The 18603-nt window shown below is 44.5% G+C and carries 10 protein-coding genes and 1 riboswitch; of the genes, 4 read left to right on the forward strand and 6 right to left on the reverse strand.

Annotation, left to right across the window (positions count from 1 at the left end; genetic code table 11):
• Positions 1–709: 709 nt before the first annotated feature.
• Positions 710–2041 (reverse strand): cation:proton antiporter, encoded by a 1332-nt coding sequence (locus LIX84_RS20595; protein ID WP_041852885.1) that lies wholly within the window; start codon positions 2039–2041, stop codon positions 710–712.
• 191 nt (positions 2042–2232) lie between these two features.
• Here LIX84_RS20595 and metH point away from each other — a divergent pair, with 191 nt between their 5' ends.
• Positions 2233–5913: a methionine synthase gene (metH, locus tag LIX84_RS20600; RefSeq protein WP_226422092.1), complete on the forward strand. Its 3681-nt coding sequence runs from the start codon at positions 2233–2235 to the stop codon at positions 5911–5913.
• Positions 5914–5999: 86 nt separating this feature from the next.
• Here metH and lysC read toward each other — a convergent pair whose 3' ends face one another.
• A complete protein-coding gene (lysC, locus tag LIX84_RS20605) occupies positions 6000–7352 on the reverse strand; it encodes a lysine-sensitive aspartokinase 3 (protein WP_042523508.1) in 1353 nt (450 codons plus the stop codon).
• 101 nt (positions 7353–7453) lie between these two features.
• Positions 7454–7632, reverse strand: a riboswitch (Lysine riboswitch).
• A gap of 220 nt (positions 7633–7852) precedes the next feature.
• On the opposite strand from lysC, the gene LIX84_RS20610 reads away from it, so the two are divergent.
• Complete coding sequence (locus LIX84_RS20610) at positions 7853–8974, forward strand: pyridoxal-phosphate-dependent aminotransferase family protein (RefSeq protein WP_047009173.1); 1122 nt, start codon at positions 7853–7855, stop codon at positions 8972–8974.
• A gap of 59 nt (positions 8975–9033) precedes the next feature.
• On the opposite strand, the gene LIX84_RS20615 is transcribed toward LIX84_RS20610, so the two are convergent.
• From LIX84_RS20615 to LIX84_RS20630, 4 genes are all read right to left on the reverse strand, one after another.
• Positions 9034–10815, reverse strand: a complete 1782-nt coding sequence (locus LIX84_RS20615) for a PglL family O-oligosaccharyltransferase (RefSeq protein WP_226422093.1) — start codon at positions 10813–10815, stop codon at positions 9034–9036.
• A gap of 67 nt (positions 10816–10882) precedes the next feature.
• On the reverse strand, positions 10883–13705 hold the full coding sequence (uvrA, locus tag LIX84_RS20620; protein ID WP_053809097.1) for an excinuclease ABC subunit UvrA: 2823 nt from the start codon (positions 13703–13705) through the stop codon (positions 10883–10885).
• Between the two features lie 149 nt (positions 13706–13854).
• Positions 13855–14727 (reverse strand): UTP--glucose-1-phosphate uridylyltransferase GalU, encoded by an 873-nt coding sequence (galU, locus tag LIX84_RS20625; RefSeq protein ID WP_005397418.1) that lies wholly within the window; start codon positions 14725–14727, stop codon positions 13855–13857.
• 158 nt (positions 14728–14885) lie between these two features.
• A complete protein-coding gene (locus LIX84_RS20630) occupies positions 14886–15530 on the reverse strand; it encodes a LuxR C-terminal-related transcriptional regulator (protein ID WP_005397417.1) in 645 nt (214 codons plus the stop codon).
• 277 nt (positions 15531–15807) lie between these two features.
• On the opposite strand from LIX84_RS20630, the gene LIX84_RS20635 reads away from it, so the two are divergent.
• A complete protein-coding gene (locus LIX84_RS20635; RefSeq protein ID WP_012841367.1) occupies positions 15808–16344 on the forward strand; it encodes a single-stranded DNA-binding protein in 537 nt (178 codons plus the stop codon).
• Positions 16345–16586: 242 nt separating this feature from the next.
• A complete protein-coding gene (gene csrD / locus LIX84_RS20640) occupies positions 16587–18596 on the forward strand; it encodes an RNase E specificity factor CsrD (RefSeq protein WP_226422094.1) in 2010 nt (669 codons plus the stop codon).
• Positions 18597–18603 lie beyond the last annotated feature (7 nt).

The raw sequence follows: 18603 nt of genomic DNA on the forward strand, positions 1-18603 counted from the left end.
TGTTTTGGTTACCCGACTTCCCTTACCCCCATTTCTATATTGAAACCTTGCATCGAGAGGCCGGCTCTTCTCTCGCTATTCTTTCTAAGCCCTGTCATGAACTAGTTGATGCCAGTCTCGAGCTCTCGTTTTGAGTACCAGCACGTGCTTACCAAAGATTCCTCTATAACATATTAGAAATATCTAGCTATGTAACAGAACTTAGTTGTTCGAGGTGTCGCTTTGTTTCTATCTCGAAAACAGAACAACTTTGAATATAAGTTCAGTGTCGCTGAGATCAAGTATGAGGACTCTAAACTTCTGCTAAGGGCTTGAACAACCTGAGTGCTGGCTCAGACCTTAGTTTGGTGGGATTTCAAGCCCGTTTGGGGGAGTGATCTCGCAATCATCCTAAATGCTTCTTTCTCTATACAAATACAAAGTCGCTCATTGTTAAGTGTTGTGGAAGTTTAGCTGTGGTGTTTACAGGGAGCCTATATTGCCAAGGGAAGGGAAGTGATGATGAAAATGCTTAAACTAAAAGACTCCCTCTATGGATACTATCTATCGGCAATAGTTAGTATCTATGAAACCGTAGCGTGACGATTATTCGGATATTTAACTGTATATCAAAGAGTAACAAGCGTTTTGTTCTTGAAGGGGAGTCCGAAGATTAGATATAAAAAAAGCAGCTAGATAGCTGCTTTTTCATCTATTAAGTTACGTGTCTTTAAGAGTCCACTGGCTCCGTATGCTCTGGAGTGGTTATTGCTTGGTTGTTCTCTTCCATTTTCTTCTCTTCATCTTTTGCTTTTTCAATCATTGGGGTGATTGTTGAGCCTTGAATGAGGATAGAGAAAACAACGACGGAGTAGGTCATTACAAGAATAATCTCTTTTACATCGATTAACTTATCTTGAATCACCCAAATACCTGATGGAATGGAAAGTGCCATTGCCAATGCAAGGCCCCCGCGTAAGCCGCCCCACGTCAAAATACGTACTGACCACGGGTTATATTTTCTGTAACGCTTAAAGCCAATGTACGAGAGAAATACGCTTAGATAGCGAGCTGCTAGTACAAGAGGGACTGATATAGCCATCATGATCCAGTCTTCTTTGTGGAATTCAAATAGCAGCATCGACATACCGATCAGTAGGAATAACACGCCATTCAAGAACTCATCGACGAGCTCCCAAAAGTGGTCAAGGTGGTCTTCACTCTCTTTTGAAAAGCCGATAAAGCGTGTCCAGTTGCCAATCATAATACCGGATACAACCATCGCGAGTGGGCCTGATACATGGATGTATTCAGCAAATGCGTAACCTGCCGTTGGGACACCAATGGTAAGTAACAATTCCATTGAGTGATCATCGGTGGCACTGATTAAGTAGTGGAATAGCAAACCGAGGACGAAACCATATGTGATACCCCCGATAGCTTCTTGGATGAAGAGTAAGGTGACACTACCTACAGTTGGTGCCTCAGTACCAAATGCAATCGTAAATAGAGTGACAAAGATAACCAAACCGAAGCCGTCATTGAAGAGCGACTCTCCTTCAATCTGGGTGGAGATACGCTTGGGAGCGTCGAGCTTTTTAACTATAGCGAGTACAGCGATTGGGTCAGTTGGCGATATAAGTGCACCGAAAAGTAAGCAGTAGACTAAATCAAATTGGATGCCAATTAACTGACAGAATCCGTAGAGCGCAAACCCGATAAAGAAAGTGGAAAACAGGGTGGCTCCGAGAGCCAAAACGGTAATTTCCCATTTTTGATCTTTAAGGTTCGGGAGTTTGATGCCTAATCCACCCGCAAATAGTAAGAAGCCAAGAATGCCTTTGAGCAAGAAATCTTCGAAGTTGATCCTTGTGACCGTTTCTGTCGCAATTTCGGTGAGGTGGAACCAGTTGTTTTGGCCCGCAATTAAGATTAGAAGTGAAAGCACCATTGAACCTGCGGTAATCGCAATGGTGGTTTGCATCTTTCCTATCTTGCTGTTTACAAAAGCAATTAGCATCGCAGCTGCGGATAGAAAACATAAAGTATGATAGACCGACATAGAGCTCTCTATTTGTAACATTTTATGAATGGGATTCTCGACTGATGCTGCTTAAATAGCAAACATTTTTTCGCGATTATTTTGTAAGTTAAGAAGGAGATAAAATAATCATTAATTCCAAGTTTAGACGTCTAGACTCCTGAAGTTTGTGTGATAGGATGGAAAGATAACTAAAGGAATGAGGCTGTACTGTGGGAAGTAACGTAAGACAACAGATTGAAGCTCAATTGAAGCAACGTATTCTTTTGATTGATGGCGGTATGGGAACCATGATTCAGGGATACAAACTTGAAGAGCAAGACTATCGAGGAACGCGCTTTGCGGATTGGCATTGTGATCTAAAAGGTAACAACGACCTGTTGGTTCTAAGTCAGCCTCAACTTATCAAGGAAATTCACGCTGCATATTTAGAAGCGGGTGCAGATATTCTCGAAACCAACACGTTTAACGCTACAACCATTGCGATGGCTGACTACGAGATGGAAAGCCTAAGTGAAGAAATTAACTTTGCTGCTGCCAAGCTTGCACGTGAAGTTGCAGACGAATGGACCGCAAAAACACCCGATAAACCGCGTTATGTCGCAGGGGTTTTAGGGCCTACGAACCGCACTTGTTCTATCTCTCCTGATGTAAACGACCCTGGATATCGAAATGTTTCTTTCGACGAGTTAGTTGAGGCTTACTCTGAATCGACTCGAGCGCTGATTAAAGGTGGTTCTGACCTTATTCTTATCGAGACCATCTTCGATACTCTTAACGCTAAGGCTTGTTCATTTGCTGTTGAAAGTGTGTTTGAAGAGATGGGTATTGAGTTACCTGTGATGATCTCGGGGACTATTACTGATGCTTCCGGTAGAACATTATCAGGTCAAACTACAGAAGCGTTTTACAACTCATTACGTCATGTTAAACCGATTTCGTTTGGTTTGAACTGTGCGCTGGGCCCAGATGAGCTTCGTCCTTATGTTGAAGAGCTTTCGCGTATATCAGAATCTTTTGTTTCCGCTCACCCAAATGCCGGGCTTCCGAATGCATTCGGCGAATACGATTTATCGCCAGAAGATATGGCTAAGCATGTTCAAGAGTGGGCTCAAAGTGGCTTTTTAAACTTGATTGGTGGGTGTTGTGGCACAACTCCAGAGCACATTCGCCAAATGGCACTCGCGGTTGAAAATGTCGCCCCTCGTCAATTGCCTGACCTTCCCGTTGCTTGTCGCTTGTCTGGCTTAGAGCCGCTCGCCATTGATAAAGACTCTTTATTCATCAATGTCGGTGAGCGTACGAATGTAACTGGCTCTGCGCGTTTTAAGCGCTTGATTAAAGAAGAACTGTACGATGAAGCGCTCGATGTGGCTCGTCAACAAGTTGAAAATGGCGCTCAAATTATCGATATCAACATGGATGAAGGCATGTTGGATGCACAAGCTTGTATGGTTCGGTTTTTAAACCTTTGTGCGTCAGAACCTGAAATCTCAAAAGTACCAATCATGGTCGACTCTTCCAAGTGGGAAGTTATTGAAGCCGGTCTTAAGTGTATCCAAGGCAAAGGTATTGTTAATTCGATCTCACTCAAGGAAGGTAAAGAGAAGTTCGTTGAACAAGCTAAGTTGATCCGCCGTTACGGTGCGGCTGTGATTGTGATGGCGTTTGATGAGATTGGACAAGCAGATACACGTGAGCGCAAAGTAGAAATTTGTACCAACGCTTACCGAATTCTCGTTGATGAAGTGGGCTTTCCACCAGAAGACATCATCTTTGACCCGAACATTTTTGCCATTGCTACGGGTATCGAGGAGCATAATAACTACGCGGTGGATTTCATTGAAGCCGTTGGCGATATCAAACGTGATTTACCGCACGCGATGATCTCGGGTGGGGTTTCTAACGTCTCGTTCTCTTTCCGAGGGAATAACTATGTGCGTGAGGCGATTCATGCGGTATTCCTCTACCACTGTTTTAAGAATGGTATGGATATGGGGATCGTGAATGCGGGTCAGTTAGAAATCTACGATAACGTGCCTGAAACGCTGCGTGAGGCTGTGGAAGATGTCGTTCTTAACCGTCGCGATGATGCCACTGAGAGGTTGTTAGATATCGCGGCGGAATACGCAGGCAAAGGGGTAGGTAAAGAGGAGGATGCCTCTGCACTTGAGTGGAGAACTTGGTCTGTTGAAAAGCGTTTAGAACACGCGTTAGTGAAAGGAATAACCGAGTTTATCGTTGATGATACCGAAGAGGCTCGTGTCAATGCTTCAAAGCCATTAGAGGTGATTGAAGGCCCACTCATGGATGGGATGAACGTCGTCGGAGACTTGTTTGGTGAAGGTAAAATGTTCCTTCCTCAGGTCGTAAAATCTGCCCGAGTGATGAAGCAAGCAGTAGCGCATCTCGAGCCCTACATCAATGCAGAAAAGCAGGTGGGACAAACAAACGGTAAGATCTTGTTAGCGACGGTAAAAGGTGATGTACACGATATCGGGAAAAATATCGTAGGCGTTGTATTGCAGTGCAATAACTACGAAATCATCGATCTTGGTGTCATGGTTCCTTGCGAAAAGATCTTAAAAGTAGCGCAAGAAGAGAACGTCGATATTATTGGTTTGTCAGGGTTGATCACGCCTTCATTAGACGAAATGGTGCATGTTGCAAAAGAGATGGAGCGTCTCGACTTTAACTTACCTCTTCTCATCGGTGGCGCAACAACGTCAAAAGCTCATACAGCAGTTAAGATTGAGCAAAATTACAAGCATCCAGTTGTTTACGTGAATAACGCCTCACGTGCGGTGGGCGTATGTACTTCTCTATTGTCAGATGAACGTCGTCCTGAATTTGTTGAAAAACTTGAAGCTGATTACGACCGAGTACGTGATCAACATAATCGAAAGAAACCGAGAACCAAACCAGTGACATTGGAAGCAGCTCGAGCGAATAAAGTTGCTATCGATTGGGAAGCTTACACCCCTCCAGTGCCTGTTAAGCCTGGTATTCATATCTTCGATGATTTTGATGTGGCTATATTACGTCAATACATCGATTGGACACCATTCTTTATGACTTGGTCACTTGTGGGTAAGTATCCAACAATTTTCCAACATGAAGAAGTTGGTGAAGAAGCAAAACGTTTATTCGAAGATGCCAACGAGTTACTTGATCGAGTTGAGCGAGAAGGCCTGTTAAAAGCGCGTGGAATGTGTGGCTTATTCCCTGCTGCGAGCGTGGGGGACGACATTGAAGTTTATGCTGATGAAACTCGTACCGACGTTGTGAAAGTACTGCGTAACTTGCGTCAACAGACTGAGAAACCAAAAGGATTCAACTATTGTTTATCTGACTACATCGCACCTAAAGAGTCGGGTAAACATGATTGGATAGGGGCATTTGCTGTCACTGGTGGTATTGGTGAAAGAGAGCTTGCTGATGAATACAAAGCGCAGGGAGATGATTACAACGCAATTATGATTCAAGCGGTGGCGGATCGCCTAGCCGAAGCGTTTGCTGAGTATTTGCATGAGCGTGTCCGTAAAGAAATTTGGGGGTATGCTGAGGATGAAGATTTATCTAACGATGATCTCATTCGTGAAAAATACCAAGGTATTCGCCCTGCGCCGGGTTACCCAGCGTGCCCTGAGCATACTGAAAAAGGACCGCTTTGGGAGCTACTTAATGTGGAAGAGAATATTGGTATGACTCTAACCTCCAGCTATGCAATGTATCCGGGCGCGTCAGTCTCTGGTTGGTATTTCTCTCATCCTGACTCACGTTACTTTGCGATCGCACAGATCCAAGAAGATCAGCTAGAGAGCTACGCCGATCGCAAAGGGTGGGATAGGATCGAGGCTGAAAAATGGTTAGGGCCAAACATTAACGGTTAAATTGATGTTTACCTCGTTCAAATGTAACAACTATTGAAACAGCAAAGGGCTGCAGATACGCAGCCCTTTGTTTTATTAAGTTGAACTTACTTCTCAAACAACTCGGTGTGGAGTTTTTGTATGGCTTGTTTCGATACCGATTCATGGAGCAAGAAGCATAAGTTGTGAGGGCTAGCGCCATAACAAATCATTCGTAGGTTAAAATCTTCTAGCGTGCCAAAAACCTGTTTCGCGTAGCCTTTACTCTCACTCATGTTGTTACCAATTAGAGCAACGAGGCATAGGTCATGTTCAACTTCTACCTTACATAACTCTTCTAACTCTTCTCGTACAGCTTGCGGCAGCTGTGGTGCTCCGCCAGAGGTATCAGTTTGATCAAGTGTTAACGATACACTGATTTCAGATGTCGTGATCAAATCGACAGAGATCTTATGCTTTGCAAGGATCTCAAAAACCTTCGCTAAGAATCCGTATGCGTGGAACATATTGGCGCTGCGTAGCGTTACCATGGTTTGGTTACAACGCAAAGCTAGCGCACGGAATAACGGTGAGCTTTCGACTTGGTGGCGAATCCAAGTTCCCCCTTTTTCAGGCTCTTTCGATGACCCTACAAATACCGGAATGTCGTGGCGTAATGCGGGTACTAGCGTAGAAGGGTGAAGGATTTTAGCGCCAAAGTTAGCCATTTCTGAAGCTTCACTAAAGCTGATCTCAGGAATTGGTGAGGCTTTTGGCGCAATTCGCGGGTCTGTTGTGTAGATGCCCGGAACATCAGTCCATATTTCTAACCCTGCCGCTTTGACGCTCTCAGCAATTAAGGCGGCGCTGTAATCGCTGCCTCCTCGACCTAGTGTTGTTGTATTACCGGCTTCGTCAGATCCTATGAAGCCTTGAGTAACAACAACGGATTGTTGGCAAAGTGGTACGAGTTTATCTTGCGCAAGCGTCGAAATTGCTTCAATGTTTGGCTCCGCGCGACCAAAGTTGTCATCAGTACGCAGCACATCGCGGATATCAAAGCGCACAGCTTGAATGCCTCGCTCACACATTAACTGAGTTAGAATATGCGTCGACATGAGTTCGCCACATGCGACTAAATGATCGGTTAACTTCGCACTAGCTTGGATAGATGCAGCCTCGGCCAGGCTGGTTACGGTATCTAATATGCCATACACCTCGGCAGCAGTTTTCGTGCTGTCTTCGAGCTGAGTTAAAATGGCGTCATGAATGTTGGCCAGATTTTGCAGCAGCTCAGTACGGTGCGTTTGATCCTGAACACCGTTGGCGAGTTCTACCAATAGGTTGGTGACGCCAGAGCAAGCGCTGCTCACGACCAGGCGAGTATTTGGATTGTTTTCGATAATGGTGGCGCAACGACTCATTGCCTCAAAGTTGGCAACACTGGTTCCACCGAATTTAGCTACGTTAAATGCGCTCACTGCGTTCTCCCACGACTTCCTAAAAAATTGTACATCCAATGTTTAGTGAGAAAAGGAACAGAGCAAAAAGAGAGGTATTTAGAATGCTATTTGAAAAATTTACCCTCAGAAGCCCTTCATCAGACTGCGCTGATGACAGTTGATGGGATTCAGCCCAATTCAACCGACAAGTCAAATCCTGCAACTTTGACTTACCTCGGCACTACTCCCCCTCAATGATTGGTGTTGGAATTGCGGTTCCACAAATCATCTACCTGGGTAGCGCTCCTCTTCTACATAAAGCTCAAACATTGAACGGTTTTGAGGCCTTAATGTCAATCAATATTTCAACCTTTATGGTGTTTTTTATTAACGATTTTGTGACACTGGTTTGACCTCCATACTTACGGCTAATTGCTGATAGAGGAAAAATCTATTAGGGTGAAGAACCCTACACCTGAGCCATGTTATTGAATAGAACTTTTAGAATGCTCAGGATAAAAGATAATCAAGGAGCTGACATGTCGATCCAAAGCTTTATTCCACCTCACCGTATTTTAATGGGACCTGGTCCTTCTGATATTTATCCTCAAGTGTTACAAGCACTAAGCCGTCCTACGGTAGGTCACCTTGATCCTCTGTTTATCGGTATGATGGATGAGCTCAAGCAGCTATTGAAGTATGCCTTTCAAACTGACAATGAATTCACTATTGCAGTTTCAGCGCCAGGTAGTGCAGGGATGGAAACCTGCTTTGTAAACTTAATCGAGGAAGGCGATAAAGTGATCGTCTGCCGTAACGGTGTGTTTGGTGAACGCATGCGTGAAAATGTCGTCCGTGCTGGTGGTGAAGTTGTTATCGTCGATGATGAATGGGGGACGCCTGTTTCCATTGATAAAGTCGAGCAAGCACTCGAACAGCACCCAGATACAAAAATTCTTGCTTTTGTGCATGCCGAAACCTCAACTGGTGCAGTCAGTGATGCTCAAGCATTGGGTAAGCTGGCGAAACAGCATAATGCATTATCTATTGTTGATGCGGTGACGTCACTTGGTGGTGTACCGTTAAAAGTGGATGAATGGCAACTGGATGCGGTTTACTCTGGCAGTCAAAAATGTTTGTCATGTGTACCAGGGCTCTCACCCGTGACGTTTTCTCCTGCCGCAATTGAAAAGATTCAAGCAAGAACAACACCAGTACAGAGTTGGTTCCTCGATCAGAGTTTAGTGTTGGGCTATTGGAGTGGAGAAGGCAAGCGTAGTTACCATCATACGGCGCCAGTTAATAGCTTGTATGCGCTTCATGAAGCTTTATTGATACTGAAAAATGAAGGATTAGAAAACGCTTGGGCTCGTCATCAACTGATGCATGAAAAACTCAAAAATGGCTTACAAAAGTTAGGCTTTGAATTTGTTGTGGACGAAGCCCATCGGTTGCCACAATTAAATGCGATTTACGTGCCTGAAGGAATTGATGAAGCAAAAGTTCGTGCTCACTTGCTAGAAACCTATAACCTAGAAATTGGAGCAGGCCTTGGGGCATTAGCCGGTAAAGCGTGGCGTATTGGCTTAATGGGTTACGGCGCTCGACCTGAAAACGTTGCGCTGTGCTTAAAAGCATTAGAAGAGTCACTCACTGAATAAAACTATACCGCAATGAGATAAAGAAAAGCGAAGGTCATCCCTTCGCTTTTTTGTACTTATTACTCAGCTCTTGAAGTGGGTGCTGGTGAGGCAGAGATTGCTTGAGAAGGTGGTCGGTAATTGACGTCACTGAAATCAATCTTCGGGAACAAAAACTGCGCTTCAGCTCTGATTTGCTCCGCTTTACTTGAGTCATCTAAGCCTTGGTAGGCCAAAATCAAATTATTATAAAATGCAGGGCGAGGCTTATCTTTGATGATTTTTAGCGACCAATCGATATAAGGCTGAATCAAGGTTGCGTCTTGTTGGTACAGCCCAATGTTTAAAAACGTGCTATAGACATCCCAATCAAATCTGTCTTTCCAAACCACAGGATTACTGACTTGATTCAGAATATCAGGGTTAGTTGGTCTAGTGGTCTCAAACTTCGTTAATACATAGTTCGTATGTAATGCGCTTACCATGTAAAATGTAAATGCAACGGGAAGTACCAAACTAAAAACACGCAGCAAGCTTTTGGTCACATTACTAAAGCCAACTTGTCGATAACGAGAGACGCGCTGATCGACCCAGTACAGCAGGATAACGAAGATCAACCAATGCACGAGAGAGTGGTAGAAAGGGTATTCCAGTTGTGAGTGCAATACGATAGGTATAAACAAGGCCAGCAACGCAAGACGAGTTCCGCGTTTGGCTTGATAGATTCGATACAGTACCAGTGCCATCGCTAAGAAGATGCCGAGTATTGGCAGCAAACCACCTTCGGCTCCCCAGTAAAGCAGCTCGTTATGCGGATGATCCATGGCTGGCAAACCAGCTGGGTAATTCTCATTTAGGGAATGTTGACGAGCCGTATACAGCATGTACTCAGATTCAAACTTGCCATATCCATAGCCAGTAAAAGGCTTTTCAATCACCATGTCTAATGTTTGCGGAAAAGTATACGCTCGAGGAGACTCCATGTTTACTTTTTCTGCGGCTAACCCACTTCCATCAGGAAAGGCAAGATACATGACAACAATTGAGAGTGCGAGCCCAGTGACAAGCGACGTAACCCAGCGGATAAAGCGCCCTTTGGTTGCAAAGCGGTACATATATGGGATGACCAACAACACGGCGATGACCGAGGCTAACCAACCAGTGCGTGAAGCCAACGCCACAATTAGTGGTAAGGTTAAAACTGGCACGGCATAGAGAAGATAAACATCGCTTAACTTACGGTCGTATTTGTAGGGCTGACGTGCAAGTAAATAGCTGGCAATCACCAATCCTGTCGCAAGAAAACTGGCCATTACATTAGGCTGTTGGAAAATACCATAAGGACGATTGGCCATCGTGTCGTAGCCAAACGGATTGCCTGGTTTGAGATACAGATATTGTGTCAGACCAAAAATGGCTTCGATAACAACCGCAAGGACAATGAACCATAACAGGCGTTGGCGATGTTTATTACTGAAATGAAATTGTTGTAAGACAATAAAAAACAGGACGCCACACCACAGACCAATGAGCTTGTTGGCTGCCAAACTGCTATTCGCATTTGGGTACAGAATGGGCACCGTCATGATAAGAGCACTAATGAACAAGCCGATGGTTAATTTTGAGTAACGTAGCGCTCGATTATTCGCGAGTTGGTAGCACCCAATGCCTAATGCAAAGCTAAAAGCAATCCAAGTTGTCGCATTGAAGGAAAGTGAAAGCCCTGAACCGCCGGGGTTGGGCATGAAAAAGTGCATTGCCAACACAAATAGTGTTGCCAAGGCAATGAGAAACTTGCGATTGAGGGGAACCTGTACTTTTTCGGGAGAAAGCTTTGTTCCACTTACATGTATAGTAGCCATAGTTATTGCGTTGTTTTGAATGAAAAAAGACCAGCACTTGCTGGTCTCGGTACTTTACCTGTTTTTTCTACTTCAACATAGGCTTAAGGAAGTGAGCTGTGTGCGAACCCTCGATTTGCGACACATCTTCAGGTGTGCCTTGAGCGATTATCTCGCCGCCACCCTGTCCCCCTTCAGGCCCTAGATCGATAATCCAGTCCGCAGTCTTAATGACATCTAGGTTATGCTCGATCACCACGACAGTATTTCCGTGGTCGCGAAGTCTGTGCAATACAGTGAGCAACTGCTGGATATCATGGAAGTGCAGGCCGGTTGTTGGTTCATCCAAAATGTACAAGGTTTTTCCTGTATCACGCTTGGATAGCTCTCTCGCTAGTTTCACACGCTGAGCTTCACCACCGGAAAGTGTCGTTGCCGCTTGACCTAGGCGAATGTAAGACAAGCCAACATCCATTAGAGTCTGTAGCTTACGTGCTATAGCAGGTACGGGTTCAAAGAACGTTCGGGCGTCTTCGACCGTCATTTCTAGCACTTCATCAATGGTTTTGCCTTTGTAACGTACTTCAAGTGTTTCACGGTTGTAGCGCTTACCTTTACATACATCACATGGCACATAAACGTCTGGTAGGAAATGCATTTCAACTTTAATGACACCATCACCCTGACAGGCCTCACAACGACCACCGCGTACGTTAAAACTAAAACGGCCCGGCTTGTAACCGCGAGAACGCGACTCTTGTGTGCCTGCAAACAGCTCACGGATTGGGGTAAAGATCCCCGTATAGGTAGCAGGGTTGGAGCGAGGTGTACGACCAATTGGGCTTTGATCGATATCGATAACCTTGTCGAAGTGCTCTAGACCTTTAATCGACTTATAAGGTGAAGGCTGAGCTGTTGTCGCTCCGTTAAGTTGGGTATGCGCAATTTTAAAGAAAGTATCATTAATCAGCGTTGATTTACCTGAGCCAGATACCCCTGTAATACAGCTGAATAACCCAACAGGAATTGAAAGATTAACGTTTTTAAGGTTATTACCTGTTGCGCCTAAGAGCTCAACCGTTTTTTTCGGATCTCGCGGCGTGCGATCTTTCGGTACTGCGATTTCTTTAACGCCACTTAAGTACTGACCTGTCAGAGAATTCGGGTTCGCGATTATCTCTTCCATGGTGCCTTCCGCAACAACATTACCACCATGTACGCCAGCACCAGGACCGATATCTATGACATGATCCGCACAGCGAATCGCATCTTCATCGTGCTCTACCACAAGTACGGTGTTACCTAAATCACGCAAATGAGTGAGCGTTTTTAATAAGCGTTCATTATCACGCTGGTGGAGACCAATCGATGGCTCATCCAGAACGTACATCACCCCTACTAAACCAGCACCAATTTGGCTCGCTAAACGAATACGTTGAGCTTCACCGCCTGATAAAGTTTCAGCACTGCGTGATAAGTTTAGGTAGTTCAAACCGACGTTAACTAAGAATTGCAGGCGGTCGTTGATTTCCTTCATCACTTTTTCAGCGATTTGGGCTCGTTGACCTTCAAGTTTCAAGGAATGGAAGAATTCCAATGCATCAGCAATGCTAAGTTCAACAATCTCAGGCAGTGTCGTATCAGCAATAAACACGTTACGTGCTTCAAGGCGAAGACGAGTACCACCACAGCTTGAACAAGATTTAGTGGAGATGTATTTCGCAAGCTCTTCACGGACAGAGTTGGATTCTGTATCACGATAGCGACGTTCTAGTGTATTCAGAATACCTTCGAATGGATGGCGCTTAACGCGAATATCGCCACGATCGTTGATGTATTTAAACTCAATCTCAGTACGACCTGAGCCCTTTAGAATGACATCTTGCGTTTTCTTTGGCAGAGAATTAAAAGGTGCATGGAGATCAAAACCATAATGATCAGCCAATGAGGTGAGCATTTGGAAGTAGTAATAGTTCTTTTGATCCCAACCGCGAATCGCACCTTGTGCCAAGCTTAATGAATCATCTTGAATTACTCGGCTTGGATCAAAATATTGCTGCACACCCAAACCATCACAAGTCCCACACGCACCAGCAGGGTTGTTGAATGAGAAAAGTCGCGGCTCCAACTCTTGCATGCTGTAACCACATTGTGGACAAGCGAAGTTGGCGGAGAAAATAATCTCTTCACCGTCGCCATCCATTGGCGCGACAACCGCAATTCCGCCTGATAATTCGAGCGTTGTCTCGAAAGATTCGGCTAAGCGCTGTTGCAGGTCTGGACGAACTTTAAAACGGTCGACCACGACTTCAATGGTGTGCTTTTTATGTAGCTCTAGCGTTGGAGGATCAGATAGATCGCATGTCTCTCCATCAATACGCGCACGAATAAAGCCCTGAGCTGCCAGGTTCTCAAGCGTTTTAACATGCTCACCTTTACGCTCTTTGACAATAGGGGCCAACAGCATCATTTTGCTGCCTTCTGGCATCTCCAAAACTTTGTCCACCATTTGACTGATGGTTTGTGCGGCAAGAGGGGCATGGTGCGTTGGACAGCGTGGTTCGCCTACACGAGCATACAACAGACGCAAGTAGTCGTAGACTTCGGTAATTGTACCGACGGTTGAACGCGGGTTATGAGAAGTAGACTTCTGTTCAATAGAAATCGCGGGTGATAACCCTTCAATATGGTCGACATCGGGTTTTTCCATCAGAGACAAAAACTGACGAGCGTAGGCAGAGAGAGACTCTACGTAGCGTCGTTGGCCTTCTGCATACAATGTATCGAAAGCGAGAGAGGATTTACCGGAGCCACTTAGTCCAGTAATGACAATCAGTTTATCGCGAGGGATTGTAAGATTAATGTCTTTGAGGTTATGGGTTCGGGCACCGCGAACTTCTATTTTATCCATCGTTTTTGCTCTATGTATAACCAAGTGGGGCAAGTATTACATAGTGTGAGAAATGTGCAAAGAAAATTACTGGATAAAAAAACAGTAAAAATAAAAGCCCAACATAATGCTGGGCTTTAGAAACAATAATTTCGTACTACGACGATGCTTTATACCGCTTTTTGTGTTGCGTGTTTACCTAACTCTGAAGCTTTTTCATCTTTTAGATAAAGGTTTTCAAAACAGTAGTTGGTTGCTTCGATGTAACCTTCAACACTACCACAGTCAAAGCGTTTGCCTTTGAATTTGTAAGCCAAGACACAGCCCGCTTTTGCTTGTTTAAGTAGCGCGTCAGTGATTTGAATTTCACCACCTTTACCTGGCTCTGTATTTTCAATCAGTTCGAAAATATCAGGGGTCAGAATGTAGCGACCAATGATCGCAAGGTTGCTTGGTGCCGTGCCTTTCTCAGGTTTTTCTACCATGTCGTCTACGCGGTAGATGTCATCTTTGATCATTTCACCAGAGATAACGCCGTATTTGTGAGTCTCATCTTCTGGGACTTCTTGTACGGCAACGATAGAACAACGGAACTGTTTAAATAGCGCCACCATTTGAGCTAGCACGCCTTCTTCTTCGTTGACACAAAGGTCATCAGCAAGAACGACGGCAAATGGTTCGTCACCCACCAGTTCACGCCCGGTCAGAATCGCGTGGCCTAAGCCTTTCATCTCGCGTTGACGGATGTAAGTGAAGTTTGCAGATTCAATGATTTCACGGATATCTACCAATAGCTCTTCTTTATTGGTACCGCTAATCTGGTGTTCCAGTTCGTAGTTCTTATCGAAGTGGTCCATGATAGAGTGTTTGCCACGACCCGTCACAATACACATGCCGTTCATACCAGCTTGAATTGCTTCTTCAACGCCGTATTCAATAAGCGGTTTATTCACGACTGGCATCATCTCTTTTGGCATAGATTTCGTTGCCGGTAAGAAGCGAGTGCCATAGCCTGCAGCAGGGAACAGACATTTTTTAATCATTGGGGGAATATCCTATCTCGTTATTATCAAGAATCTGCGCATAACTTTAACACGAGAGTCGTCAATGAATCATGAATAAAGTAGGAAAAAGTGTGAGACTCAGTGCGGAAAAAAGATGAGCGACTCGTCATTTTAGTCATAAGAGTCGCGGCATCGCATCATGACATTAAGTTTTGATCTGCCCACGCGATTGCCTGAACGCGATTCTTCACTGATAGCTTTTTGAATATCTGATACAAGTGCGATTTGATGGTGAATTCACTGACAAATAATTCCTCGGCCATTTGACTGTTTGAGGCGCCAGCTTGCAAGCAACGCAGTACTTGCAGCTCGCGAATGGTTAGGTCTACCGTAGCTGGGGCAGTATGAGTATTAATGACGTTACGGTAATAGTGTAAAAGTTGACTGGTTACATTACGCGGCAGCCAGTTTTGACCGTTAACAATGCCTTTTAATCCTTCTCCAATTTGCTCTAGCGTATCTTCGGAATAGAACAGCCCCTTTAGTTGACCAAATGAAAGAAGCTCATCCGTGGTCAGCCTTTTAGGGACATTGAACACAACGGTTTCAAAGTTCTTCCATACCAGCGGTAAGTTTTTGATCGATTGAACGAGTGATTTATGTTCACTGAAGTCGATCAGTAGGATTTTATTACGATGCTGTGGCTTAGCTTCCATGAGTGCTTCGGTCGAAATCACCGGGATGCTCATATCAATGTATTTTTCGAGTGCCGCCACCTTTTTTTGCGCATTATCTTCCATACTGATCAGAAATAGCTTTCTTGCGTAAGCCGACTTTCTCACGTGTTCAAATCTCCCAGCGTTCAATAAAGGCCATAAGTTGGCATTAAAGAGAGGTTATAACCATAGCTTTACTGAATAAATGCGTTCGAATTCAAAGCTTCACGAAACGATGTCTGCAACGCGAATCAAAAATGCTACAGGCGTAAGTTGAAATGCGATTTGGGTTCTAGTAGGTGACTCATTAGATCACAATGGTATTAGACTTTAATCAAAACATTAAAGCGTGCTATTCTAATGCGCTAAAATTTTATATATCCAGAGTGAAACGGAGCACATCATGGCCAGCCGTGGAATTAACAAAGTTATTTTGGTGGGGAATCTAGGTAACGACCCTGAAATTCGTTACATGCCGAACGGCGGTGCAGTAGCAAACATTACTATTGCGACTTCTGATTCATGGCGTGATAAAGCGACTGGCGAACAGCGCGAAAAAACGGAATGGCACCGTGTTGTGTTGTTCGGCAAACTTGCGGAAGTAGCAGGTGAGTACTTGCGTAAAGGTTCTCAAGTATACATTGAAGGCCAACTGCAAACTCGTAAATGGCAAGACCAAAGCGGTCAAGATCGCTACTCAACTGAAGTCGTTGTTCAAGGCTTCAACGGCGTGATGCAAATGCTTGGCGGCCGTGGTCAAGGTGGCGGCGCACCAATGGGCGGTCAACAGCAGCAGCAAGGTGGATGGGGTCAGCCTCAACAACCAGCTCAGCAGCAGTACAATGCGCCTCAGCAACAGCAACAACAGCAGGCTCCGCAGCAACCACAGCAGCAGTACAATGAACCACCAATGGATTTTGACGACGATATCCCGTTCTAAATTCTGCTTATGCTTGAATCGAAAAGGCCGCGAATATCGCGGTCTTTTTTATTGTCACTATCTAATGATCTCAAAGGCTTATCTCAGCAAGGTTAGGCGTAACAATAAAACTTATCAATGAGTGTGATGTTCTTTATGCTCCAGCCTCTCACTATCAGACGAATCCGATTGTTTGATGAACTCTTATCAAGTATAAATATTTCAATAAGGTATATGATGAATAAAAAAGGAATTTGGTATTCATGAGGTATACCCCAACTCTTAAGTTAAGCACACGGCTGGTGGCTTTTGTCACCATGATCGTCATCTGCGCCATGTTTATCTTGTTTGTCGGTGGCACCCTCTCTTTTAAACGTCTTGGGCAGGAATATCTCACCCATTATTTAGAAGGGATCGTAGAGGTGGTCGACAAGGAGATGGAAGATCCTGACGCCGCTTATTCTATGCAGCGCTGGATGCCGAAAATGCTGCAGGCTTCCAATATTGTCGAAATGACATTGTCGACCAACAATGCGGTTGTTTATCGCTTCAAAGATACTTCTCATCAAATGGAAGCGTCAGTCTTGTTTGAGACAGAATACCAACTGACTCACAATCAAGATTACACGATTCATTTTAAAGCGATCCCGCCTTACTTAGGTTACAGCTACTCAATGCAGGCGCTTTGGTCGATCACGCTTGCCGTTATCCTGATCATCTTCTGTTTAATGCGCGGTGTTGCGTGGCTTAAGGAGCAATTAGAAGGCTCTGAAATGCTCGAAGAGCGAGGCAGGATGATCCTTGCTGGTCGGGTAGAGCAGTATGCAAAAGGTGACAAAAAAGAATGGCCTTATACTGCCAGTGAAGCGCTCGATGTATTAATTGAAGAGTTACAAGATGCGCGTCAAGAGCGAAGCCGATTTGATACCTTTATTCGAACTCAAACCTTCCTTGATAAGTTAACAGGTACCGCCAATCGAGTGCTGTTTGATAGCAAACTGGAATCGGCGTTGCTAGAAAGTGGGGCTCGCGGTGCCGTGTTGCTGGTGCGCATTCAAGATTGGAAGTTGGTTGAAGAAGAGCAAGATAAGCAAATTACGGATGAGTTTATTGTTGAAGTTGGGAGTTTATTATCCAACTTAGTTCAGCGATACCCTGATGTTGTGTTTTCTCGTTATTACGATGCTGATTTTGCGTTATTTCTGCCGCATCAAAGTGCCAAAGATGTGGCTAATTTGGCATCACAATGCATTCGCCAGTTAGAAAAATTAATGCCGCCAGAGCCACTTGATCCAGACAACTGGTGCCATATCGGCATCACTACTTATAAAGAGGGTGAGCGACACAGCCAAATCATCGATGAAGCAGAGACAGCTTTGCGTAGTGCGCAACTACAAAATAACAATAATTGGAGTCGCTTCAAAAAATGGAACCACGATGAAGAAGCTCGCGGAAGTGTGAGGTGGAGAACGTTATTTGACACAGCACTTACACCAGAAAGTGTGATACTCTACGCACAATCTGTGTACCCAATAAGTGACGCGACGCATAAAAAATCATTATATGAAGAGTTAACATGTCGGATTCGCGATCCTGAGAATGGCATTGTTAAAGCGTCTCGGTTTATTTCTGCGATCAGACAGGTTGGTTATGAAGCGCAAATGGATAAGTCAGTTATTAATAAATTCTTAAGAGAATTTAAGGATAATTTTGATAACTCAAGATCGTATGCGCTCAATTTGAATGTAACGCCTTTTTCTAACCGAGAGTACTTTAAATGGTTTCGTGATGAACTCTTACAGTTGTCACGTGAACAGAGAAAGTGTCTCAGTTTTGAGTTTGTTGAAGCACAATTTGTAAGACACTTAGACTTTATGCGACCAGTCGCTAAAATGCTGGCCGGTTTAGGGTGCCACTTAATGGTTGGGCAGGCTGGACGAACCATCGTCAGCACTCACTATTTAAAAGAAGTGGATATTCGTTACCTTAAACTTCATCGCAGTTTAGTAGCAAAAATCGACCAGCGACATGAGAACCAGCTATTTGTCCGCAGCATGCTAGGTGCGGCGGCAAACAGTAAAACTAAAATCATAGCAGTGGGAATTGAGAATCAAAACGAGCTCAACACGTTAATTGAGCTCGGGGTTTATGGTGGGCAAGGGCGCTACTTTTCTGCAGAGCAGCAGTTTCTTCCTCGTCCACAAGCATTGCCAAGTTCTCAATCAGAATCCCAAGTGAAATTGGGAAGACGAAATCGCTGGCGTAAAAAATAAAGATAAT

The sequence above is a fragment of the Vibrio sp. E14 genome, assembly GCF_020515785.1.
Classification (GTDB): domain Bacteria; phylum Pseudomonadota; class Gammaproteobacteria; order Enterobacterales; family Vibrionaceae; genus Vibrio; species Vibrio diabolicus.